Annotated in this window: 13 protein-coding genes; 5 read left to right on the forward strand and 8 right to left on the reverse strand. The window is 72.9% G+C overall.

Going from position 1 to position 16285, the window contains the following annotated elements:
- The first annotated feature begins 112 nt into the window (after window positions 1–112).
- Window positions 113–2188, forward strand: a complete 2076-nt coding sequence (locus E1211_RS10500; RefSeq protein WP_132347893.1) for a glycoside hydrolase family 36 protein — start codon at window positions 113–115, stop codon at window positions 2186–2188.
- 100 nt (window positions 2189–2288) lie between these two features.
- Here E1211_RS10500 and E1211_RS10505 read toward each other — a convergent pair whose 3' ends face one another.
- Together E1211_RS10505 and E1211_RS10510 are read right to left on the reverse strand one after the other, a co-directional pair.
- Entirely contained in the window at window positions 2289–2729 is a 441-nt protein-coding gene (locus tag E1211_RS10505; protein ID WP_132347895.1) for a MarR family winged helix-turn-helix transcriptional regulator, read from the reverse strand.
- Window positions 2730–2754: 25 nt separating this feature from the next.
- The gene (locus E1211_RS10510) at window positions 2755–3621 is read right to left on the reverse strand and encodes a haloalkane dehalogenase (RefSeq protein WP_132347897.1); all 867 of its coding nucleotides are present in this window, start codon (window positions 3619–3621) and stop codon (window positions 2755–2757) included.
- 91 nt (window positions 3622–3712) lie between these two features.
- On the opposite strand from E1211_RS10510, the gene E1211_RS10515 reads away from it, so the two are divergent.
- The 4 genes from E1211_RS10515 (at window position 3713) to E1211_RS10535 (ending at window position 6435) form a co-directional block, all read left to right on the forward strand.
- Window positions 3713–4165 (forward strand): MarR family winged helix-turn-helix transcriptional regulator, encoded by a 453-nt coding sequence (locus E1211_RS10515; protein ID WP_243709484.1) that lies wholly within the window; start codon window positions 3713–3715, stop codon window positions 4163–4165.
- A gap of 149 nt (window positions 4166–4314) precedes the next feature.
- Window positions 4315–4536, forward strand: a complete 222-nt coding sequence (locus E1211_RS10520; RefSeq protein ID WP_132347899.1) for a hypothetical protein — start codon at window positions 4315–4317, stop codon at window positions 4534–4536.
- Window positions 4537–4680: 144 nt separating this feature from the next.
- Window positions 4681–5751: a helix-turn-helix domain-containing protein gene (locus E1211_RS10530; RefSeq protein ID WP_243709485.1), complete on the forward strand. Its 1071-nt coding sequence runs from the start codon at window positions 4681–4683 to the stop codon at window positions 5749–5751.
- Between the two features lie 72 nt (window positions 5752–5823).
- A complete protein-coding gene (locus E1211_RS10535) occupies window positions 5824–6435 on the forward strand; it encodes a dihydrofolate reductase family protein (RefSeq protein ID WP_132347901.1) in 612 nt (203 codons plus the stop codon).
- Window positions 6436–6660: 225 nt separating this feature from the next.
- Here the strand turns inward: E1211_RS10535 and E1211_RS10540 are convergent, their stop codons facing one another.
- From E1211_RS10540 to E1211_RS10565, 6 genes are all read right to left on the reverse strand, one after another.
- Entirely contained in the window at window positions 6661–7155 is a 495-nt protein-coding gene (locus tag E1211_RS10540) for a GNAT family N-acetyltransferase (RefSeq protein ID WP_132347903.1), read from the reverse strand.
- An 88-nt stretch (window positions 7156–7243) separates the two neighbouring features.
- A complete protein-coding gene (locus E1211_RS10545; protein ID WP_371686143.1) occupies window positions 7244–9613 on the reverse strand; it encodes a transglutaminaseTgpA domain-containing protein in 2370 nt (789 codons plus the stop codon).
- Window positions 9610–10875 (reverse strand): DUF58 domain-containing protein, encoded by a 1266-nt coding sequence (locus E1211_RS10550; protein ID WP_132347927.1) that lies wholly within the window; start codon window positions 10873–10875, stop codon window positions 9610–9612. The genes E1211_RS10545 and E1211_RS10550 overlap by 4 nt, the downstream gene beginning before the upstream one ends.
- 14 nt (window positions 10876–10889) lie before the next feature.
- Window positions 10890–11885, reverse strand: coding sequence for a MoxR family ATPase (locus tag E1211_RS10555; protein WP_132347905.1), 996 nt, complete (start codon window positions 11883–11885; stop codon window positions 10890–10892).
- A gap of 27 nt (window positions 11886–11912) precedes the next feature.
- Complete coding sequence (locus E1211_RS10560; RefSeq protein WP_132347907.1) at window positions 11913–14543, reverse strand: fibronectin type III domain-containing protein; 2631 nt, start codon at window positions 14541–14543, stop codon at window positions 11913–11915.
- Window positions 14544–14694: 151 nt separating this feature from the next.
- On the reverse strand, window positions 14695–15501 hold the full coding sequence (locus E1211_RS10565; protein WP_165947221.1) for a fibronectin type III domain-containing protein: 807 nt from the start codon (window positions 15499–15501) through the stop codon (window positions 14695–14697).
- Between the last annotated feature and the right edge of the window lie 784 nt (window positions 15502–16285).

Here is a 16285-nt window from a genome sequence, read left to right on the forward strand (position 1 = left end):
CCGACAGCACGTATCGGCACGTTCGAGGTACCCGCTCTTGATGATCCACAGCGACGGACGACAGGCGTGGCCGGTCGTGGGAGCTGCGTGACGAGCCCGAAGGGAGTTTGACATGAGCAACATGAAGCGGCGGACCATGTTGAAGGTGGCGCTGGGAGGTGCCGGCCTGACCGCCCTCCCTGCCGTGGCCACGGGTGTGGGCGCCGCCCCCGCAGCCGCCGCGCCGAACCGCGGCCCCGACGTCGTCGGCGTCGGCGACAACTCCATCACTGTGGAGTTCGACGAGAAACTGCACAGCCGGGTGGCGCTGAAGGGCGCCAACGTCACGCGTTTCGACGCCAGCGAAGCCCTGCTGCTGGGCGGCACGGTGATCGACGACTTCACCTACCGCGGACACGAGACCCGCAAGACCCGGCATCACCGACACGGCGCGGGCGTCCAGGTCACGATCCGGGGCGACTCCAGGACCGGCGTACGCAAGACGGTGGAACTCACCTCGTTCCAGCGCCTGACCGGCATGATCGTGATGCGGGTGACCTACACCAACAGGTCCGGTGCCAGCCTGAAGGTCACCGGGTGGCGCAGCGGAGCACATGAGCTGCTGGAGAAGCCGGGCGGCTTCTACACCTTCTCCGGCACCACCTACGAGGACCGTCGCGACTGGGTGCAGCCGGTGGTGGACGGGTTCGACCAGAAGAACTCGCTGGGGATGGACTCCTCCGACTACGGCGGCGGCACGCCGATGGCATCCGTCTGGCGTTCCGGCGGGGGCATCTCGGTCGGGCACGTCGAACCGGTGGCGAAGATCCTGCGCCTCCCGGTTCGCAAGACGGCCAACGGGGCGAGCATCGCCGTCGAGGGCGACACCGTCCGTACGCTCAAGCCGGGTCAGGAGCTGACCACGGAGACGACCTTCCTCACCGCCCACACGGGCGACTACTTCGTGCCGCTCCAGCGCTACCGCGACTACATGAGCGACATCGGCCTGCACGCCCCCAAGACGCCGAAGCCGGCTCTGGAACCCATCTGGTGTGCCTGGGGTTACGAGCGAGACTTCACCGTCGAGCAGGTCGTCGCAACGCTTCCCAAGGTGCGCGAGGTCGGCCTCAAGTGGGCGGTGCTCGACGACGGCTGGCAGACCAACGAGGGCGACTGGGACCTCAACCCGCAGAAGTTCCCGCGCGGCGACGCCGACATGCGCGCCTTCACCAAGCAGATCCGGGACGCCGGCCTGCGGCCCCGCCTGTGGTGGGCGCCGCTGGCGGCCGACCCCGAGAGCAACCTGTTCAAGGCTCGCCCCGACATGCTCCTGCTCGACCGCGACGGCAACAAGCAGGAGGTGACCTGGTGGGACGCCTACACCCTGTGCCCGGCGTACCAGCCGACCGTGGACTACTTCGTCCGGCAGGTGAAGAAGTTCATCGGTGACTGGGGCTACGAGGGGCTCAAGATCGACGGGCAGCACCTCAACGGGGTCACGCCCTGTTACAACCCGGCGCACGGGCACGCCCGCCCGGAGGAGTCGACCGAGGGGCTGGCGCAGTTCTGGCGGGCGGTCTACGAGGCCGCGCACGAGGAGAACCGCGACGCGGTCATCGAGCTCTGCCCCTGCGGGACCGCCTTCGCCTTCCACAACCTGCCCTACATCGACCAGTACCCGGGCTCGGACCCGACCTCGTCCTACCAGGTCCGGACCAAGGGCAAGACGATGAAGGCGCTGATGGGCCACGGCGCGAGCTACGCCGGCGACCATGTCGAGCTAAGCGACAACGGCGACGACTTCGCGTCCAGCTACGGCGTGGGCGCGGTCCTGTCGACCAAGTTCACCTACCCGACCGGGCCCGACGAGGAGAACGTGCTCACCCCGGAGAAGGATGCGCTCTGGCGCAAGTGGGTGAGCCTGTACAGCGAGCACATGCTGCCCACCGGCGAGTACCGGGGCGAGCTGTACGACATCGGCTTCGACAAGCCCGAGGCGCACGTGGTGGCCAAGGAGAAGACCCTGCACTACGCCTTCTACGCCGACCAGTGGAACGGCGCGGTCGAGTTGCGCGGTCTGGGCCGGGGTCGCTACCGCTTGACCGATCCGTTCAACGGCGTCTCCCTCGGCACCGTCGACGCCAGGCGCAACACGGTGCCGCTGGCCTTCGAGAAGTTCCAGCTCATCGTGGCTGAGCCGATCGGCTGAGCTGACCCGAGGTGACGGATGAGCCGCGAGGGCTCCGGTGGGTGTCACCGCCGGAGACCTCGCGACCACCCCCGGGCACGGGTTGTCGTGGCGCCGCTCGTCAGGCGGCCGACAGCACGCCGTCGGTGCGGGCGAGGACGGTGTTGAGGACGCGGCCGGCGGCAGCGAGGTCCTCCTCCGGCAGGTCGCCCCAGAGTCGCTGCGTGATCAGGCTGGTGGCGGCGCGGACGGCGCTCCACTGCGCCCTGCCCCGCTCGGTGGCCTCGACGGCGCCCGCCGGGGTCGTCCGTAGCAGGCCGGCGGCGGTGAGCTCCGTCAGATGTTCCCGCGCGCGGGCCTCGTCGACCTTGAGCGCGGCGCGGACCCGCTCGACGATGGTTCCGGTGGGCAGCCCGCCACCGGCGGCGGTCAGCGTCAGCGTGACCCACTGGGGTTCGGTGATGCCGGTGCCGGCCAACTGCCGGTCGAGGATGGCGTTGAGGGCCTTCTCCGTCCGGCCGATGAGCTGCGTGCCGAAGGGGATGGCGTGGTCGGCGGTCATGGTGCTCCTCCTGGTCGTCGGGGTGTCAGCGGTCGTGGATCAGGTCGTGGTGTCGGACCCAGGTCGTGATCGCTCGGGCGATGGCGTGGGGCTGGTCCTCGGGTGCGTGGTGGCCGGCCGGACCACAGTGCTCGGTGCTCAGTGCGGCGATGTTCTCCCGGCACCAGGTGGCCAGCTCCGCCCCGATGAGCAACGTCGGCGAGGAGTCGAAGGTGAGCAGGAGCTTGGGCGTCTCGCCGCTGCCGGCCAGCCACTTCCCGTACCGCTCGACCCGCTCGGCGACGTCGGCCGGCTCGCCGTCGAGCGGCAGTGACCGGGCCCATTCCAGGATGGGTCGGCGGCTGTCCCGAGTGGGGTAGGGCGAGAGGTACGTGCGCAGGTCCGGCTCGCTCACGGGGTGGAGCACACCGCCGGTGAACGCGGATTCCAGGAAGTACGTCCCGTCGAGCACGAGCGCCTCGCCCTTCGGTCCGCGCATGGCCTCGGCGCGGGCTCGCGGGGCGTCGCCGAGCTCGCGCCACGCCATCGGCCGCACGATGGTCTCGAGGAACGCGACGCCCCTGACCCGGTCGGGGTGGCGGGCTGCCCAGTCGAAGGCGAGCGCCCCTCCCCAGTCGTGGCCGACCAGGATCACGTCCGCGAGGCCCAGTCGGTCGAAGAGGGCGTCGAGATAGCGGGCGTGGTCGGCGAACCGGTACGGCGAGTCGGGTTTGCCGGAGCGGCCCATGCCGATCAGGTCGGGGGCCAGCATCCGGGCGGGCAGGTCGACCGCCGGCAGCACGTTGCGCCACAGGTGCGACGAGCCGGGGTTGCCGTGCAGGAAGACCAGGGGAGTGCCGGTGCCGGTCTCCTCGTAGTGCATCGTCGAATCGAGCACGTCCGTCAGTGGCACGACGCCACCTCCAAATCGTTAGTCACACTAACGCTAGTTCTCGCTCACCGTAGATCGTTAGTCTGACTAACGCAAGTGGTACGGTCGTGCCGTGGACGACAGCACGACTGGCGCGCAGCGGCTACGAAACCTCCGGACCCGGCTGCTGTCCCAGGCCGCCATGCAGGCGGACCGCCGGGTGAACGAGGAGTTGGCGCGGGCGGACGCCCGGAAGTGGCACTTCGCCGTGCTCGCCACGCTCGACGAGTTCGGCGCGGCCAGCCAGGCCGAACTCAGCGACCGCACCCGCATCTACCGCAGCGACCTGGTCGCCGTCATCAACGAGCTGACCGCTCGCGGGCAGGTGGACCGCGCGCCCGACCCCGCCGACCGCCGCCGCAACCTGATCACGCTCACCCAGGCGGGGCGCCGCCAGCTCCGCGAGCTGGACAAGGTGCTCGCCGAAGTGGAGGAGGAAGTCCTGGCGCCGCTGAGCCCGGTGGAACGCAAGCAGCTCACGGATCTACTGACCGTGCTCGTCGAGCACCACGGCCAGCCCATGTGAGAGGCAGGCAGCCCCACGGCGGATGCCGGTTCCGTGAGAACGGCCGCCCACCGCCGAGCAGCTGGCACGGGTTCGGGTACGACGTCTCGTCGTGGCGCCCGCGTTGGTCCGCCTAGAGCCGGCCATGGGCGCGTGGCGGGCTCGTTCTCATGATCGATGATTTCGCGAAGGAGTACCTGCACAGCGACCTGCGAGAGATCCGCGAGACGATGCTGTGGAAGCTCGACGGCTCGACCGGTACGGCAGCCCAGTACGCGAACACGCCACGCGATGCGGCGTTCTGGGCAGCCCAACGCGCGAGGATCGAGCAGGCTGCCAAGGCGGCCGTCGCCAAGCCCGATCACGGTGGTTCCATCAACGCACATGACTAACCCGCGACTCGGCCACCCAGTCGCCGACGTGAGGCCGGCCAGCTGCCGGCGATGCCCGGCTCCGCTTGATGCGTGACACATCAGCTTCACTCGACGGGTGGCAGTCGGCAGTCCCTCCGGGGCAGCGCGCGCCGGGGGGCGCACGTGGCGGTGACCGCCACCGCTCGCGAGCTGTCGTCGAAGACCTGGTACGGGATGCCCGCCTACGCGAATGCGGACGACAAGATCCTCGTCGCCTTCAAGAGCTCGGGCAAGTTCAACTCCCGCTACTCGACGCTGGAGTTCCAGGACGCGGCCAACCTTGACGACGCGGACATGTGGCCGGTGTCGTACGCGCTCCGTGCTCGACCCTTGTCGGCCGACAATGGGTCCATGGATTATGTCGGCAGGGTACCCGCCCCACCGCTCGACCAGTTCATCGACGACATCTACTGCCTGACCGGGGTGCCGCGCCACCGCCGGATGAACGTCCCGCCGATGCCGTCGGCGCATCTGTTCGTCAACCTGGGCGGACCCGTCCGCCTGTGGGATTCCGATCCTTCGGTGCCGCCGGCAGTGTTCACCGATGGGTGGTTCATGGGTGTATGGACCAGACGCTTCATCTTCGAGTACCCAACGCCCGTTCGACTCGTCGGGGTGCACTTCAAACCGTGGGGGATGTCGCCGTTCGTCCACATGCCGGCGACTGAGCTGACGGACCGATGGGTCCCGGTCGACGCCGTTTGGCAACGGTCATTGGACCGGATTCGCAACCGTGTCGGCGAGATCGCGTCGGCCACCGAAACACTGCGGGTGCTGGAGGAGGAGTTGCGGTCGCGACTTGCCGAGGCACCGTCGCGCGGTCTCGACCTGGTTCAGCACACGGGCGGGCGTTTGGAGACGTTCCACGGCGCGCTTTCGGTGGGTGCGTTGGCCGACGCTGCGGGGGTGAGTGGCAATCACCTGGCGGCGCAGTTCAAGTCCCACGTCGGGATCACCCCGAAGAAGGTGGCGCGGATCTACCGTTTTGCGCGGCTGATCGTGTCCGTAGATGCTCTGCGTCCGGTCGACTGGGCTGAGCTCGCTCAGACGGCGGGCTACTTCGACCAGGCCCACTTCGGCAGAGAGTTCAAGGACTTCACCGGCAACACCCCGACGGACTACCTGGCTCTGCGGCGCCGGTTCCCCGCCGAGCAGGGGTTCCCGCCGGACAACGGTCCCATGCCCGGTGATTGATTTTTTACAAGCCAGGCCGCCTCTCCAGACGACAGGATCGAGGCAACGCGCAAGGAGATTCGAGGAGAACCTGTGGGCACAGTGATTTTGCACAACGTGGTGTCGGTGGACGGCTTCATCGCCGACAGGAACGACGACGTCGGGCCACTCCACGATTGGTACTTCACGGGCGACACCCCGATCGCCGAAGGCGACGACCAGGAGTACGACCACTCCGGAGTCGGGCGCGACTTCAAGGTCTCACGTGCATCGGCGGAGTACGTCCGGACGATGTGGGATGGCATCGGCGCGATTGTGATGGGCCGCCACCTGTTCGACCTGGTGAACGGCTGGGAGGGTCATCCGCCCGCGGGCGACCACGTGGTCGTGGTGTCCCACCGGCCCAAGCCCGAGGGCTGGCACCCCGAGGCGTCGTACCACTTCATCGATGACGTGACCGCGGCGATTGACAAGGCCAAGGAGCTCGCCGGGGACCGAGACGTCGCGGTGAACGCCGGCGAGGTGGGCAGCCAGATCCTCGCGGCAGGCCTCGTGGACGAGGTGGCGATGGACGTGGTGCCGGTGGTGTTCGGGTCAGGCAAACGCTACTTCGGCGGCATCGACGGGCAGCGTCCACTCGAGAATCCCCACATGGTCATACAGGGCGACCGGGTGCTGCACCTGAGGTTCAAGGTGCGCCGCTAGATTCAGTCGGGTGCGACGATGCGCTCCGCAAAGCGTCGATGTTGACGAACCTCGGTGCACGGTCAACCGAATGGTCTGCTCTCGCTGCTTCCAAGCGGTTGTCAACCGCTCGAACTGGGCAAGACCGAGAGCATCGGCTCGCAGCGCGCCGTCCTACCCACTCGGAGTGCTTCGGCGGGCTGAGCCGCCGGCAGCCGGCCGGGCCGCGCGGCCCGCATCCGCGCGCTACGCGGCGAGGCGCTTGGCCATGATGCGCTCCCGGCGGACGCTGTCGGGCATGAGGTCACCCAGCTCGCCCGTGTCGTGGAAACCGTTGCGCAGGTAGAGCGCGGAGGCGTTCGTGTTGCCCTCCACCACGGCCAGCCGCAGCGTCTCCGCGCCCACCTGCCGAGCCCACTGCTCGACCGCACGCAGGAGGTGGTCGCCGACGCCTCGGCCGCGGCCGGCCGGTGCCACGTACATCGAGATCAGCTCGACGACGCCGCTCTGATCGGTCGGCACTCCGCTGGCCATCCCGACCGGCTGCCCGTCGAGCGTCGCCACCACGTTGTACGAGCCGGCGATGGCGAGGCGGCCGCGCCAGCGTTCCTCACGGTCGCCGTCGCCCTGCCACTGCGCCAGCTGGGAACCGAAGGCGTAGGGCGCCTCCGTGAGCGCGGCGAGCCGCAGGTCCCGCCACACCTTCCAGTCGTCCTCGGTGAGCACAAGAGTCTCGATCACCCGTGTAGGCTGCCGCAGGGACGGGCGACCGGCAACGCGGATTCGTCGACGGGCCGGCACTCGAGCGGCGTACGCCGAGGCGCGCCGGTCAACGCCAGCGCAGCGGGCCGGGGTGGATGGACCAGAGCAGCCGCCGCCAGCGGGAACGGCCGGCCCGCAGACCATCCACGTAGGCCTGCGCGACGCCGGCGGCGTGGTTCGCCTGCTCCCCGGTGGCGGTGCCGGGAGCGAAGCCGACCCGGTTGAGCAGGTCGGCCAGCTCGTCGATGCCGGCCAAATCCTGTCGGCCGGGGTCGCCCGGCGCCGGACCGGGAACGGCGCGGCGGGCCCGCTCGGCGACCTCGGTGGCGGACAGGTCGGCGCCGACCGGATGGCCGGCCAGCCGCAGCGCGTCCGTGACCTCCCGCCAGGCGCCGGCGATGCGCTCGCCGGGGTCGCCCCGTCGCAGCCGCCCGCGGCTGAGCGCCCGGCGCATCGCCAGCAGGGTGAGCAGCACCGCCCCGACGATCAGCAGCAGGCCCCCGGTCCCGCCGCCCACCAGTACCGCTGGCGGTACGCCCCGGCGGTCCGCGGAACCGCCCGGCGCCGCCGCCGGCTCCGGTGACACGGTGGGCTCCACGGACGGCTGCGGCGCCTCGGACGGTGGCGGATCCTCCGGCACCGGACGGAAGTCCTCCTCCACCGGCCGGGGCTCCTCGTCCGGGCGGGGCAGCGGATTGAACGGCACCCAGCCGACCTGGTCGAAGAGCACCTCCGGCCAGGCGTAGGCGTCGCCGGCCCGCACCGGCCCGTCCCCGGGCGAGGCGAAGCCGACCACAACCCGGGTCGGCAGGCCGGTGAGCCGGCCGAGCACCGCGAACGCGGCGGCGAACTGCTCCGACGTGCCGCGCTGCCCCCCGCCGTTACGGGGTCCGAAGAGGAAGAACGCCAGATTCGGGTACGCGTGCCCGCTCGGCGCGTCCGCGACCAGCCGGTAGTGCTCGGCGAGGAACTCCTCGACCGCCGTCGCCCGGGCGTACGGTGCGCCGTTCTCCTCGGCGAGCTGGGTGGCGAGGCGACGCAGCGGCTCGGGTGCCCCGTCAGGTACCCGCAGCACCCGGGCCACCGAGTCGCCGGCCGGTACGTCCGCGATGGAGAGCAGGTTCTCGTCCGGGCGTTCCCGCTCCGAGGTGACCGTGTACCGCAGCCCGGGGACCAGCCCCTCCGGCCGGATCAGCGTGCCGGTCAGCGGGTCGTACGCCACCCGCGCGCCGCTGACCTCGCGCGGCGTGGCGACCGCCGGCAGCAGCCGCCCGCTCAGCTCACTGACGGTGATCTCCTGCCGGACGGTCTCCACCGTGCTGCCGGCCGCCGGGGTGACCGCCGGCAGGATCCGGCCCGCGCTGCGGTACGTCGCGCCGACCCGCCAGGTGACCCCGTCGTAGTCGCTGAGCACCGCCAGCCGGATCCGGGCCCGCTCGCCGCCCGACGGGTCGGCCGGACCCGGCGACGTGCCGGGCGACGCGGCCGCGCCGGAGGCCGGCCGATCGGTGCGTACCCGCAGCAACTCCTGCTCCGGGCGCAACGCCCAGCCGGAGATCCGCACCAGCGGATTCTCGTCCAACGTCTCCACCGTCGGCGGCTCGACGTACCGGCGGGGGTCCACCGGCCGGCCGCCGACCTGCGCGACGACCGTCGGACCGAGCGCCGCGACCAGGCTGACCACCACGACCAGCCCGAACGTCGTGCCGGCCGCGAGGCGTAGCCGCACGGCGGCCCGCAGCGCCGGCACCGGCCCGGGGATCGGGCCGGCGGTGTCCGAGCGCGGTCGGGCGGAGCCGGCCAGACCGAGGGCCGCGACCGCCACGAAGACGACGGTGGGCCACCACGCCGGTGCGGCGTTCGGACCCACCACGTAAAGCGCGCCCGCGTACAGGAGCACGGCGGGCAGGTAGCCGGCGAGCACCCGGCCGGCCCGCAGCGCCACCTCCGTGCCGGCCAGCCCGGCCAGCCAGGTGGCCACCAGCGGCACGAGCAGCGTGTCCGGTGTGGGCTCGACGGGGATCATCGCGGTGAGCAGGCGGGGGATGCCGTTGCGGGCGGCGTCCACGGTCACCTCGGACAGACTGCCCGGCAGGTCGGCGCGGGCCGCGGCCAGCCGCATCGACCAGCCGGTCCAGGCCGCCATCGCCAGCACCGACAGCGGCGCGACCAGCCAGGACGGCAGCCGTCGGGCGGCCACGCCGACGAGTACCGAACCGGCCGCGGCGCCGGCGACGAGCTGGGGCAGCAGCGGGCCCGCGTACACCCGGCCGAGCACCACCCCCGCCAGCGCGGTCATGACGACCAGCGCGAGCGGCACCGGCACCGCCCGCAGCACCGCCGCGAACCGCCGCCGCCCACCGGGTTCGCCGGCCGGCCCGCCCCCGGTCGGCGGGCGTTCCACGTCGCCCACCGGCCCGGCGTCGCGGATGGTCACCACCGGCTGATCCCGTCCCACTCGGCGGCGAAGCCCGCCCCGTCGGCCGCGTCGATCACCACCAGCGCGGCCGCGCCCGGTGGCGTGGGCTCGGCCGCGCCGAGGACACCGACCACCACCGACGGGTACGCGCCGCGCAACGCCCCGACGTGCCCGAGGTCGCCGCGGCCGCCCGGCCCGGTGAGGAAGACGAGCGTGTCGCCGAGCCGGTCGGACCGCAGCCGGGTCGTGGTGGCCCGCAGCGCGTCGTCCTCGGCGACGAGTTCGGCCGCGGCCAGCCGGTCCAGCGGGCCGCCGGGGGAGTCCTCGCCGGAGGGGCTGGCGTCGCCGTCCCCGGCCGGTCGCCGCCTCGCGCGGCGGCGCACCCATCCGCGTACGCCGCCGCGCGCCACCGCGTCGCCGTTCTCCGCCGCCGGCACGGCGCTGCCCGCCCGCTCCGTCACCAGCAGCAGGAGCACCGGCAGGTCCGCCCGGTGCGCGGCGGTGACGATCGACGCCGCCGCCTCGCAGCACGCCTCGAACGACGACGCCGACGCGCCACTGCGGTCCGGGTGGGCGGCGGCCCGGTTGTCCAGCAGCACCACGAAGCGCGGCAGGCTCGTGTCCACGTTCTCCCGCACCATCAGCTGGCCCACCCGGGCGCTGGTGCGCCAGTGCACCCGGCACAGCTCGTCGCCGATCACGTACTCCCGCAGCGAGTCGAACGTGATCGACCCGTGCGGCACCGCGTCGACGTGGCCGTCGAGGCTGCGGCCCGCACCCGTCGGCACCGCGTCGAGCGGGTGCACGCGCGGGTACACCCAGACCGGCACGGTGCCGCCGTACGGGCGGGCCGACACGACCAGCCCCAGCGGGTCCCGGCGGGCCACCTGCAGCGGCCCCACCCGGACCACGCCCCGGCGCACCGTCGGCACGTCGTAGCGGGCGGTGGTGTCGCGGCCCGGCCGCAGCCGCAGCAGCGGAACCGGCACGGGGCGGTCGCCGCAGCGGTCCTCGGCGAGGAGGTTCACCGGCCGCAGCCGTCCCGTGTTGCGCACGGTCAGCTCCATGGCGGCCGGCTCGCCGCGCCCCACCCGGTCCGGGTCGGCGCTGCGGGTGACGGTCAGCCGGGGCCGCCACGCCGCGACCGTTACCGCGTAGCCGACGGCGGCGCCGGCCGCCGCGCCGAGCAGCGTCAACTCGGGGTACGCGAACCGGACGCCGGCGGCGAGCAGCACGACGGCGGCGGTGAGCAGCCCGGAACCCCGCGCGGTGAGTGCGATGCCGGTACGGCCGGTCACCTCTGCACCGGGGCCGGCTGGCCCGAGGGGAGCGGCACCGGCACCGAGGCGACCGCCTGACGCAGCACCTCGGCGGCGGTCACCCCCCGCACCTGCGCCTCCGGCGTCAGCAGCAGCCGGTGCGCGAAGACCGGCTCGACAAGCGTCTTAAGGTCCTCCGGCATGATCCAGCCCCGGCCGTCGATGAGCGCGTACGCGCACGCCGCGCGGGTCAGCGCGATCACCCCCCGGGGACTGACGCCGACCCGTACCTGCGGGTGCGTTCGGGTGGCCGCGGCGAGGCGCACCGCGTACCCGTAGAGCGGCTCGGCGATGTGCACCCGGCGGGCCATCCGGACCATCTCCCCGACGGTCTCCGTGTCGGTGATCGCGGCGAGTGCCTCCGGGGAGCGGACGGTGGCGCCGCGCAGCACCTCCACCTCGACCGCCTCGTCGGGGTAGCCGACGGAGAGCTTCACCAGGAACCGGTCGAGTTGGGCCTCCGGAAGCCGGTAGGTGCCGTCCATCTCCACCGGGTTCTGCGTCGCCACCACCAGGAACGGCTGCGGCACCGGATGCCGGACACCGTCCACGGTGACGGTGCGCTCCTCCATGACCTCCAGCAGCGCCGACTGGGTCTTCGGGGACGCGCGGTTGATCTCGTCGGCGATGACGATGTTGGCGAAGACCGGGCCGGGGTGGAACTCGAAGTCCCGGGTCGCCTGGTTGAAGATGGTCACCCCGGAGACGTCCGAGGGGAGCAGGTCGGGGGTGAACTGGATGCGCCGCCACTGGCCCTGCACCGTCGCGGCGACCGCCCGGGCGAGCGTGGTCTTGCCGACGCCGGGCACGTCCTCGAGGAGCACGTGCCCCTGGGCGAAGAGCGCGGTGAGCGCCAGCCGGACCACCTGCGGCTTGCCCAGCACGACCGCGTTGACGTTCTCCGCGAGCCGCGCGGCGAGGGCGGCGAAGCCCTGCACCTCCGTCTGGCTGAGCGGTTCGGGGGTGTTCACGTGCGTGGCGCTCCTTGCCTGGGCGGGTCAGCAGGTGGGCAGGACGTTGATGGTGTCGCCGCCCTCCAGGTTCAGCCAGGCCCAGGGAATGTAGTTCTTCCCCTTGTACGCGACCTGCACCCACCAGGTGCTGCGCTTCTCCCGGTTGTAGATGTAGGCGTACACCTCTTCGCCCGGCTTCTTGCAGTACGCCCTCAGGCGGGTGCCGGGCTTCGCCCAGCCGACCTGCCGGTCGTTGTCCTGCCGGGTCACCGCGAAGATCTCGTTGCCGTTGCGCCCGTCCACGTCCTTGTCGCAGTACGTGGCCTCCTCGCCGGAGTCGCCGTTGTTGCAGGTGGCCACGCCGTACAGGGCGTCGGTGGCCTGGGCGCGGGTGGTCGTGCCCCGGCCGGCGGCGTTGCTCGCGGTCACCGTGAACGTGTAGTTCGTTCCCGGGGCCAGGCCGCTCATCGTGAGGGTGGAGCAGCCGCCGGCCTTCGCGGGCTTCCCGGGCGTGCTCAGCGTGCAGGTCGCCTTCCCGCCGCCGGCGTCCACGGTGAACGTCACAGTGGCCGAGGTGGTGGTCGCCGACGAGCCGGTCACGGTGACTCGCGGCTCGGCGACCGTACGGGCGGTCGCCGTGCTCTCCGGCCCGGGCCCGGCCTCGTTGACCGCCTTCACCCGCACGGTGACGTCACGTCCGTTGCCCAGCCCGTCGACCGTGGCCCGGGTGTCGGTCACCTCGGTGCTGCGCCCACCCACGTCCACCAGGTACTTCGTCACCGGCCGGCCGTTCGCCTCGGCCGGCGCCCACTGCACCGACACCGTGCCCGGCCGGTCCGGCACCGTGCGCGCCCGCAGGTCGGTGGGGCGTCCCGGCGCGGCGTACGGCACCACCGTGCCGCTCACCGGGGAGGTTGTCGAGGCGACCCCGCGGTCGTTGACCGACACCACGGTGAAGGCGTACTGCCGGCCGTACTCCAGCTCACCCGCGGGCACCACGAGCTCGGTCTTCGTGGACTCCCCGGCGGGGGCGTTGGCGCCCGCCGAGGAGGCGGTCACCGCGTACCTGGCGATCCGGTTGCCCTGCCCGTTCGCGGCCGGCCAGCGGACCACGACGGTGCCGTCCGGTCGCGCCTGCGCGGTGACCCGGGCCGGCGGATCGGGCACGGCGGCCGTCGGCGTGACCCGGTTGCTGCTTCGCGGCGGGCCCGCGCCCTTGGCGTTGACCGCGTGCACCGAGAAGCGGTACGTCTCTCCGTTCGTCAGGCCCTTGACCTCCACGGCCCGCTGGTTGGCGCCCACCTCGTGGCGCTGCCCGGCGCCCTCCACCACGTACCGGATGATCTCGGCGCCGTTGGCGGGCGCCGGCCGCCAGCTCACCCGGGCCTGCGCGTTCCCGGCGGTGGCGGTCACGCTGCGCGGTGGACCCGGCTTGCCGACCTTCGGCTTCTTCGGCGGAGGCGGCGGCGGGGGAGCCGGCGGCGGGTCACCACCGAGCACGTCGTTGGCGTACTTGTCGACCTCACGGACCTGGTGCTTGTCGTCCACCACCTGCGCCGTCGCCGAGTCGGGCGCGTTGATGAACAGGTAGTTCTCCCGCACCTCCAGCTCCAACGGTCCCGGCGTCCGGCCGCGGATGGTGTCGACCAGCCTGCCCTGCGCGTCGAAGGTGTAGATGAGCCCGGTCGCCTCATCGGCGCAGTAGAAGCGGTCCGCCCAGGCGACCGCGGGGCGGAGCCGGTCGCCGCTGCCCGGCACGGTGAACGCGCTCACCTCGCCACCGCCCTCGGCCACCACGTGCACCCGCCGCTGCCCCGGCACCGTGACCGGCACCATCGGCCCACTGGTACGCGCCGGAAGCGCACCCGGCGCGGTCGTCGTGAGCGGTGTCGGCCGGACCGTGCCGCCGTGCACCGTGACCAGCGCCCCCGCGGTGCGGTCGAGCACCGCCACACCGTCGTCCAGGGTGGAGACCACCAGCTCGTGCGCGGGATCGGCCACGTCGTACGTCTCGACCCGCTCGGGGCGCAGCCCGGCCCCGGCGGCGGCCGACGTCGGAGTGTCCGGCAGGTCGGCGGGGGTGATCGCCGAGACGGTGCCCTCGCTCGGCACCGCGATCCAGAGCCGACCCGCACCGTCGAACGCACCGCCGGTGATGCCCGGGGGATAGCGGACCGGCTCGCCGACCGGCGCGAGGGAACGCGGATCCAGCTGCCGCACGACACCCTGGACGGCGTCGACCACGAAGGCCGCGTCCTCGTGCAACGCGACGTTGACCCCCAAGCCGGGGGTGGTCCGGGTGGTCGCGGTGATCTGGAGGGTGGCCAGGTCCAGCGAGCTGACCTGCCCGGTGCTCAGGTCGCGCAGGATGAGCAACCGGTCGGTCTGCGTGACCTCCATCGGATGCCGCTGCGTGCCCGGCACCTCGGTGCGGGTGTCGACGCGCGCGGTGACCCCGTTGACCCGGGCCAACTCGCTGCGCCCCGCACTCCACAACCAGGAACTCGCGTCGTAGCTGGTGACCGCGTTGTCGGCCGCGCCCAACCCGTGCACGGTGAGCCCCATCGCGGCGAGCAACGCGACCACCGTCGCGATGGTGACCAGTCCGCCCCGCGGCCGGAACCGGCGCCGGGGGATGCCGGACCCGGTGTTCACCGCGTCGTCGATGGTGGCCACTACCGGCTGCCTTCCGCGTCGTCGTGCCAGGTGACGGCCGCCGTCGGCGACCCCGGCCCTGAGCCGCTGCCATCATATGGGCCAGGTCACAGCCGGGGGAACCCGCAGCGTCTCCCTGTGGACACCGAGCGTGTACGGAAGGATTCTCAGGTCACGGCGGGGGCGTGCCACCCCCACGTGTCGTGCAGACCTGCGCGGAGGTGGCGAAGGTCCCCGTCGACCAGGCCGCGAGCACGGTGAAGCAGTAGTCCAGCCGAGGGTTCAACCCGTTCAGCGTGTAGGTGGTCTGGCCCGGGTCCACCGTGGCCATCGCCCGCATCGGCTGCCCGGTCCGACCACCGACCACCATGAACGGCACCTTCCCGCCGGACGGGTCCGTCCACGTCAACGTGATAGTGCTCGAATCGTCGCGCAGCCGTACGTCGCCCGGGGGAGGCCCGGTCGCGGCCGAGGCCGACGGTGTGGTCGCCGCCGCCCCGTTCTCGCTACCCACCACCAGGGCGCCCACCCCGGTCGCGGCCGCTGCCGCGGCCACCACCACGGCGGCGGTCACCGCCACGGTCGTCCTCGCCCGGTTACGACCAGGCCGTCCCGACTCGTCGAGCACCGGGCCGGTCGCCCCGGACGGCGGTCGCTGCGGCCCGCCCGCCTCGGCGACCTGCGCGTTCGAGCCGAAGGCCGGCGCCCCCGCCTCAGCCGCCCCCACGGCGGACGACTGCGGTGCGCCGAGGGGCAGCGCTCCGGTCGGCGCCTGCAGCACCGCGAAGTTCACCGGTTTCGTCGACGGGTGCGGCGCCGGGTCGGCTGCCGGCTCCGACTCGACAGTCGGGACGGTCGACGCGGGCGTGGACGAGACTGCCCCCTGGCCTGCCTGAGCCGCCGGCAGCACCTGCAACTCGGCGGTGGCCCCCCACGGCAACGCGTTCTCCCCCCACGCCGGCACCGGCGGGGCGGTCACCGGCTGCGAACCCCCGGCAGGCGCGCTCGTCGGCGCCCCGCTCACCGGCGGCGCGACGACCGGCGGCGGTGGGACGACCGACGGTGGTGGGACGACCGGCGGTGGTGGGACGACCGGCGGTGGTGGGACGACCGGCGGCGCCGGCACCGGCTGCGACTGACCCGGCCAGAGGCCCTGGTTGCCGGGCGGCGCCGAAACCGGTTTGGCCTGTTGCGGTGGTGCGCTGACGGGCTGAGGTGCCGGTCCTGGCCCGGCCTGGTGAGGCGGCGCGCTGACGGGCCGCGTGTTGGTGGGCGGCGCGGACACCGGGCCGGGCTGGTGAGGTGGCGCGCTCACGGGAGGAACCTTGGCGGGCGGCGCCGACACGGGCGCGGCGTGGCCCGGCGTCCCGCCGACCGGGGGCGGCGGGACCGGCTGCGGTGCCGACACGGGCGCGGCGTGGCCCGGCGTCGCGCCGACCGGGGGCGGCGGGACCGGCTGCGGTGCCGGCGCGGCGGGCTCGTTCGGTCGGGACGGATCCGGCTGCTGCGTCCGGTCGCGCTGCGCTGCCCTGGCGCGGGCGATCTCGTCGGAGAGCAACGGCTCGATCTGCTGGACCCGGATGGTCGGCTTGGCCCAACCGGGCGAACCGGCCGGCGGCGAGGGGTTCCGGGCACCCGCAGCCTCCCCGGGGGCCGGTTGCCCGGGCTCGGGTCGCGCCGCGGGCTCGGCGCCGGCGGCCGGCCGGGACGGCGTCACCGGCTGCGACGGCGGCGCGACGACTGGCGCCGCGGGCTGGGTGGGC

It is taken from the genome of Micromonospora sp. 15K316 (assembly GCF_004348525.1).
Lineage (GTDB): Bacteria > Actinomycetota > Actinomycetes > Mycobacteriales > Micromonosporaceae > Micromonospora.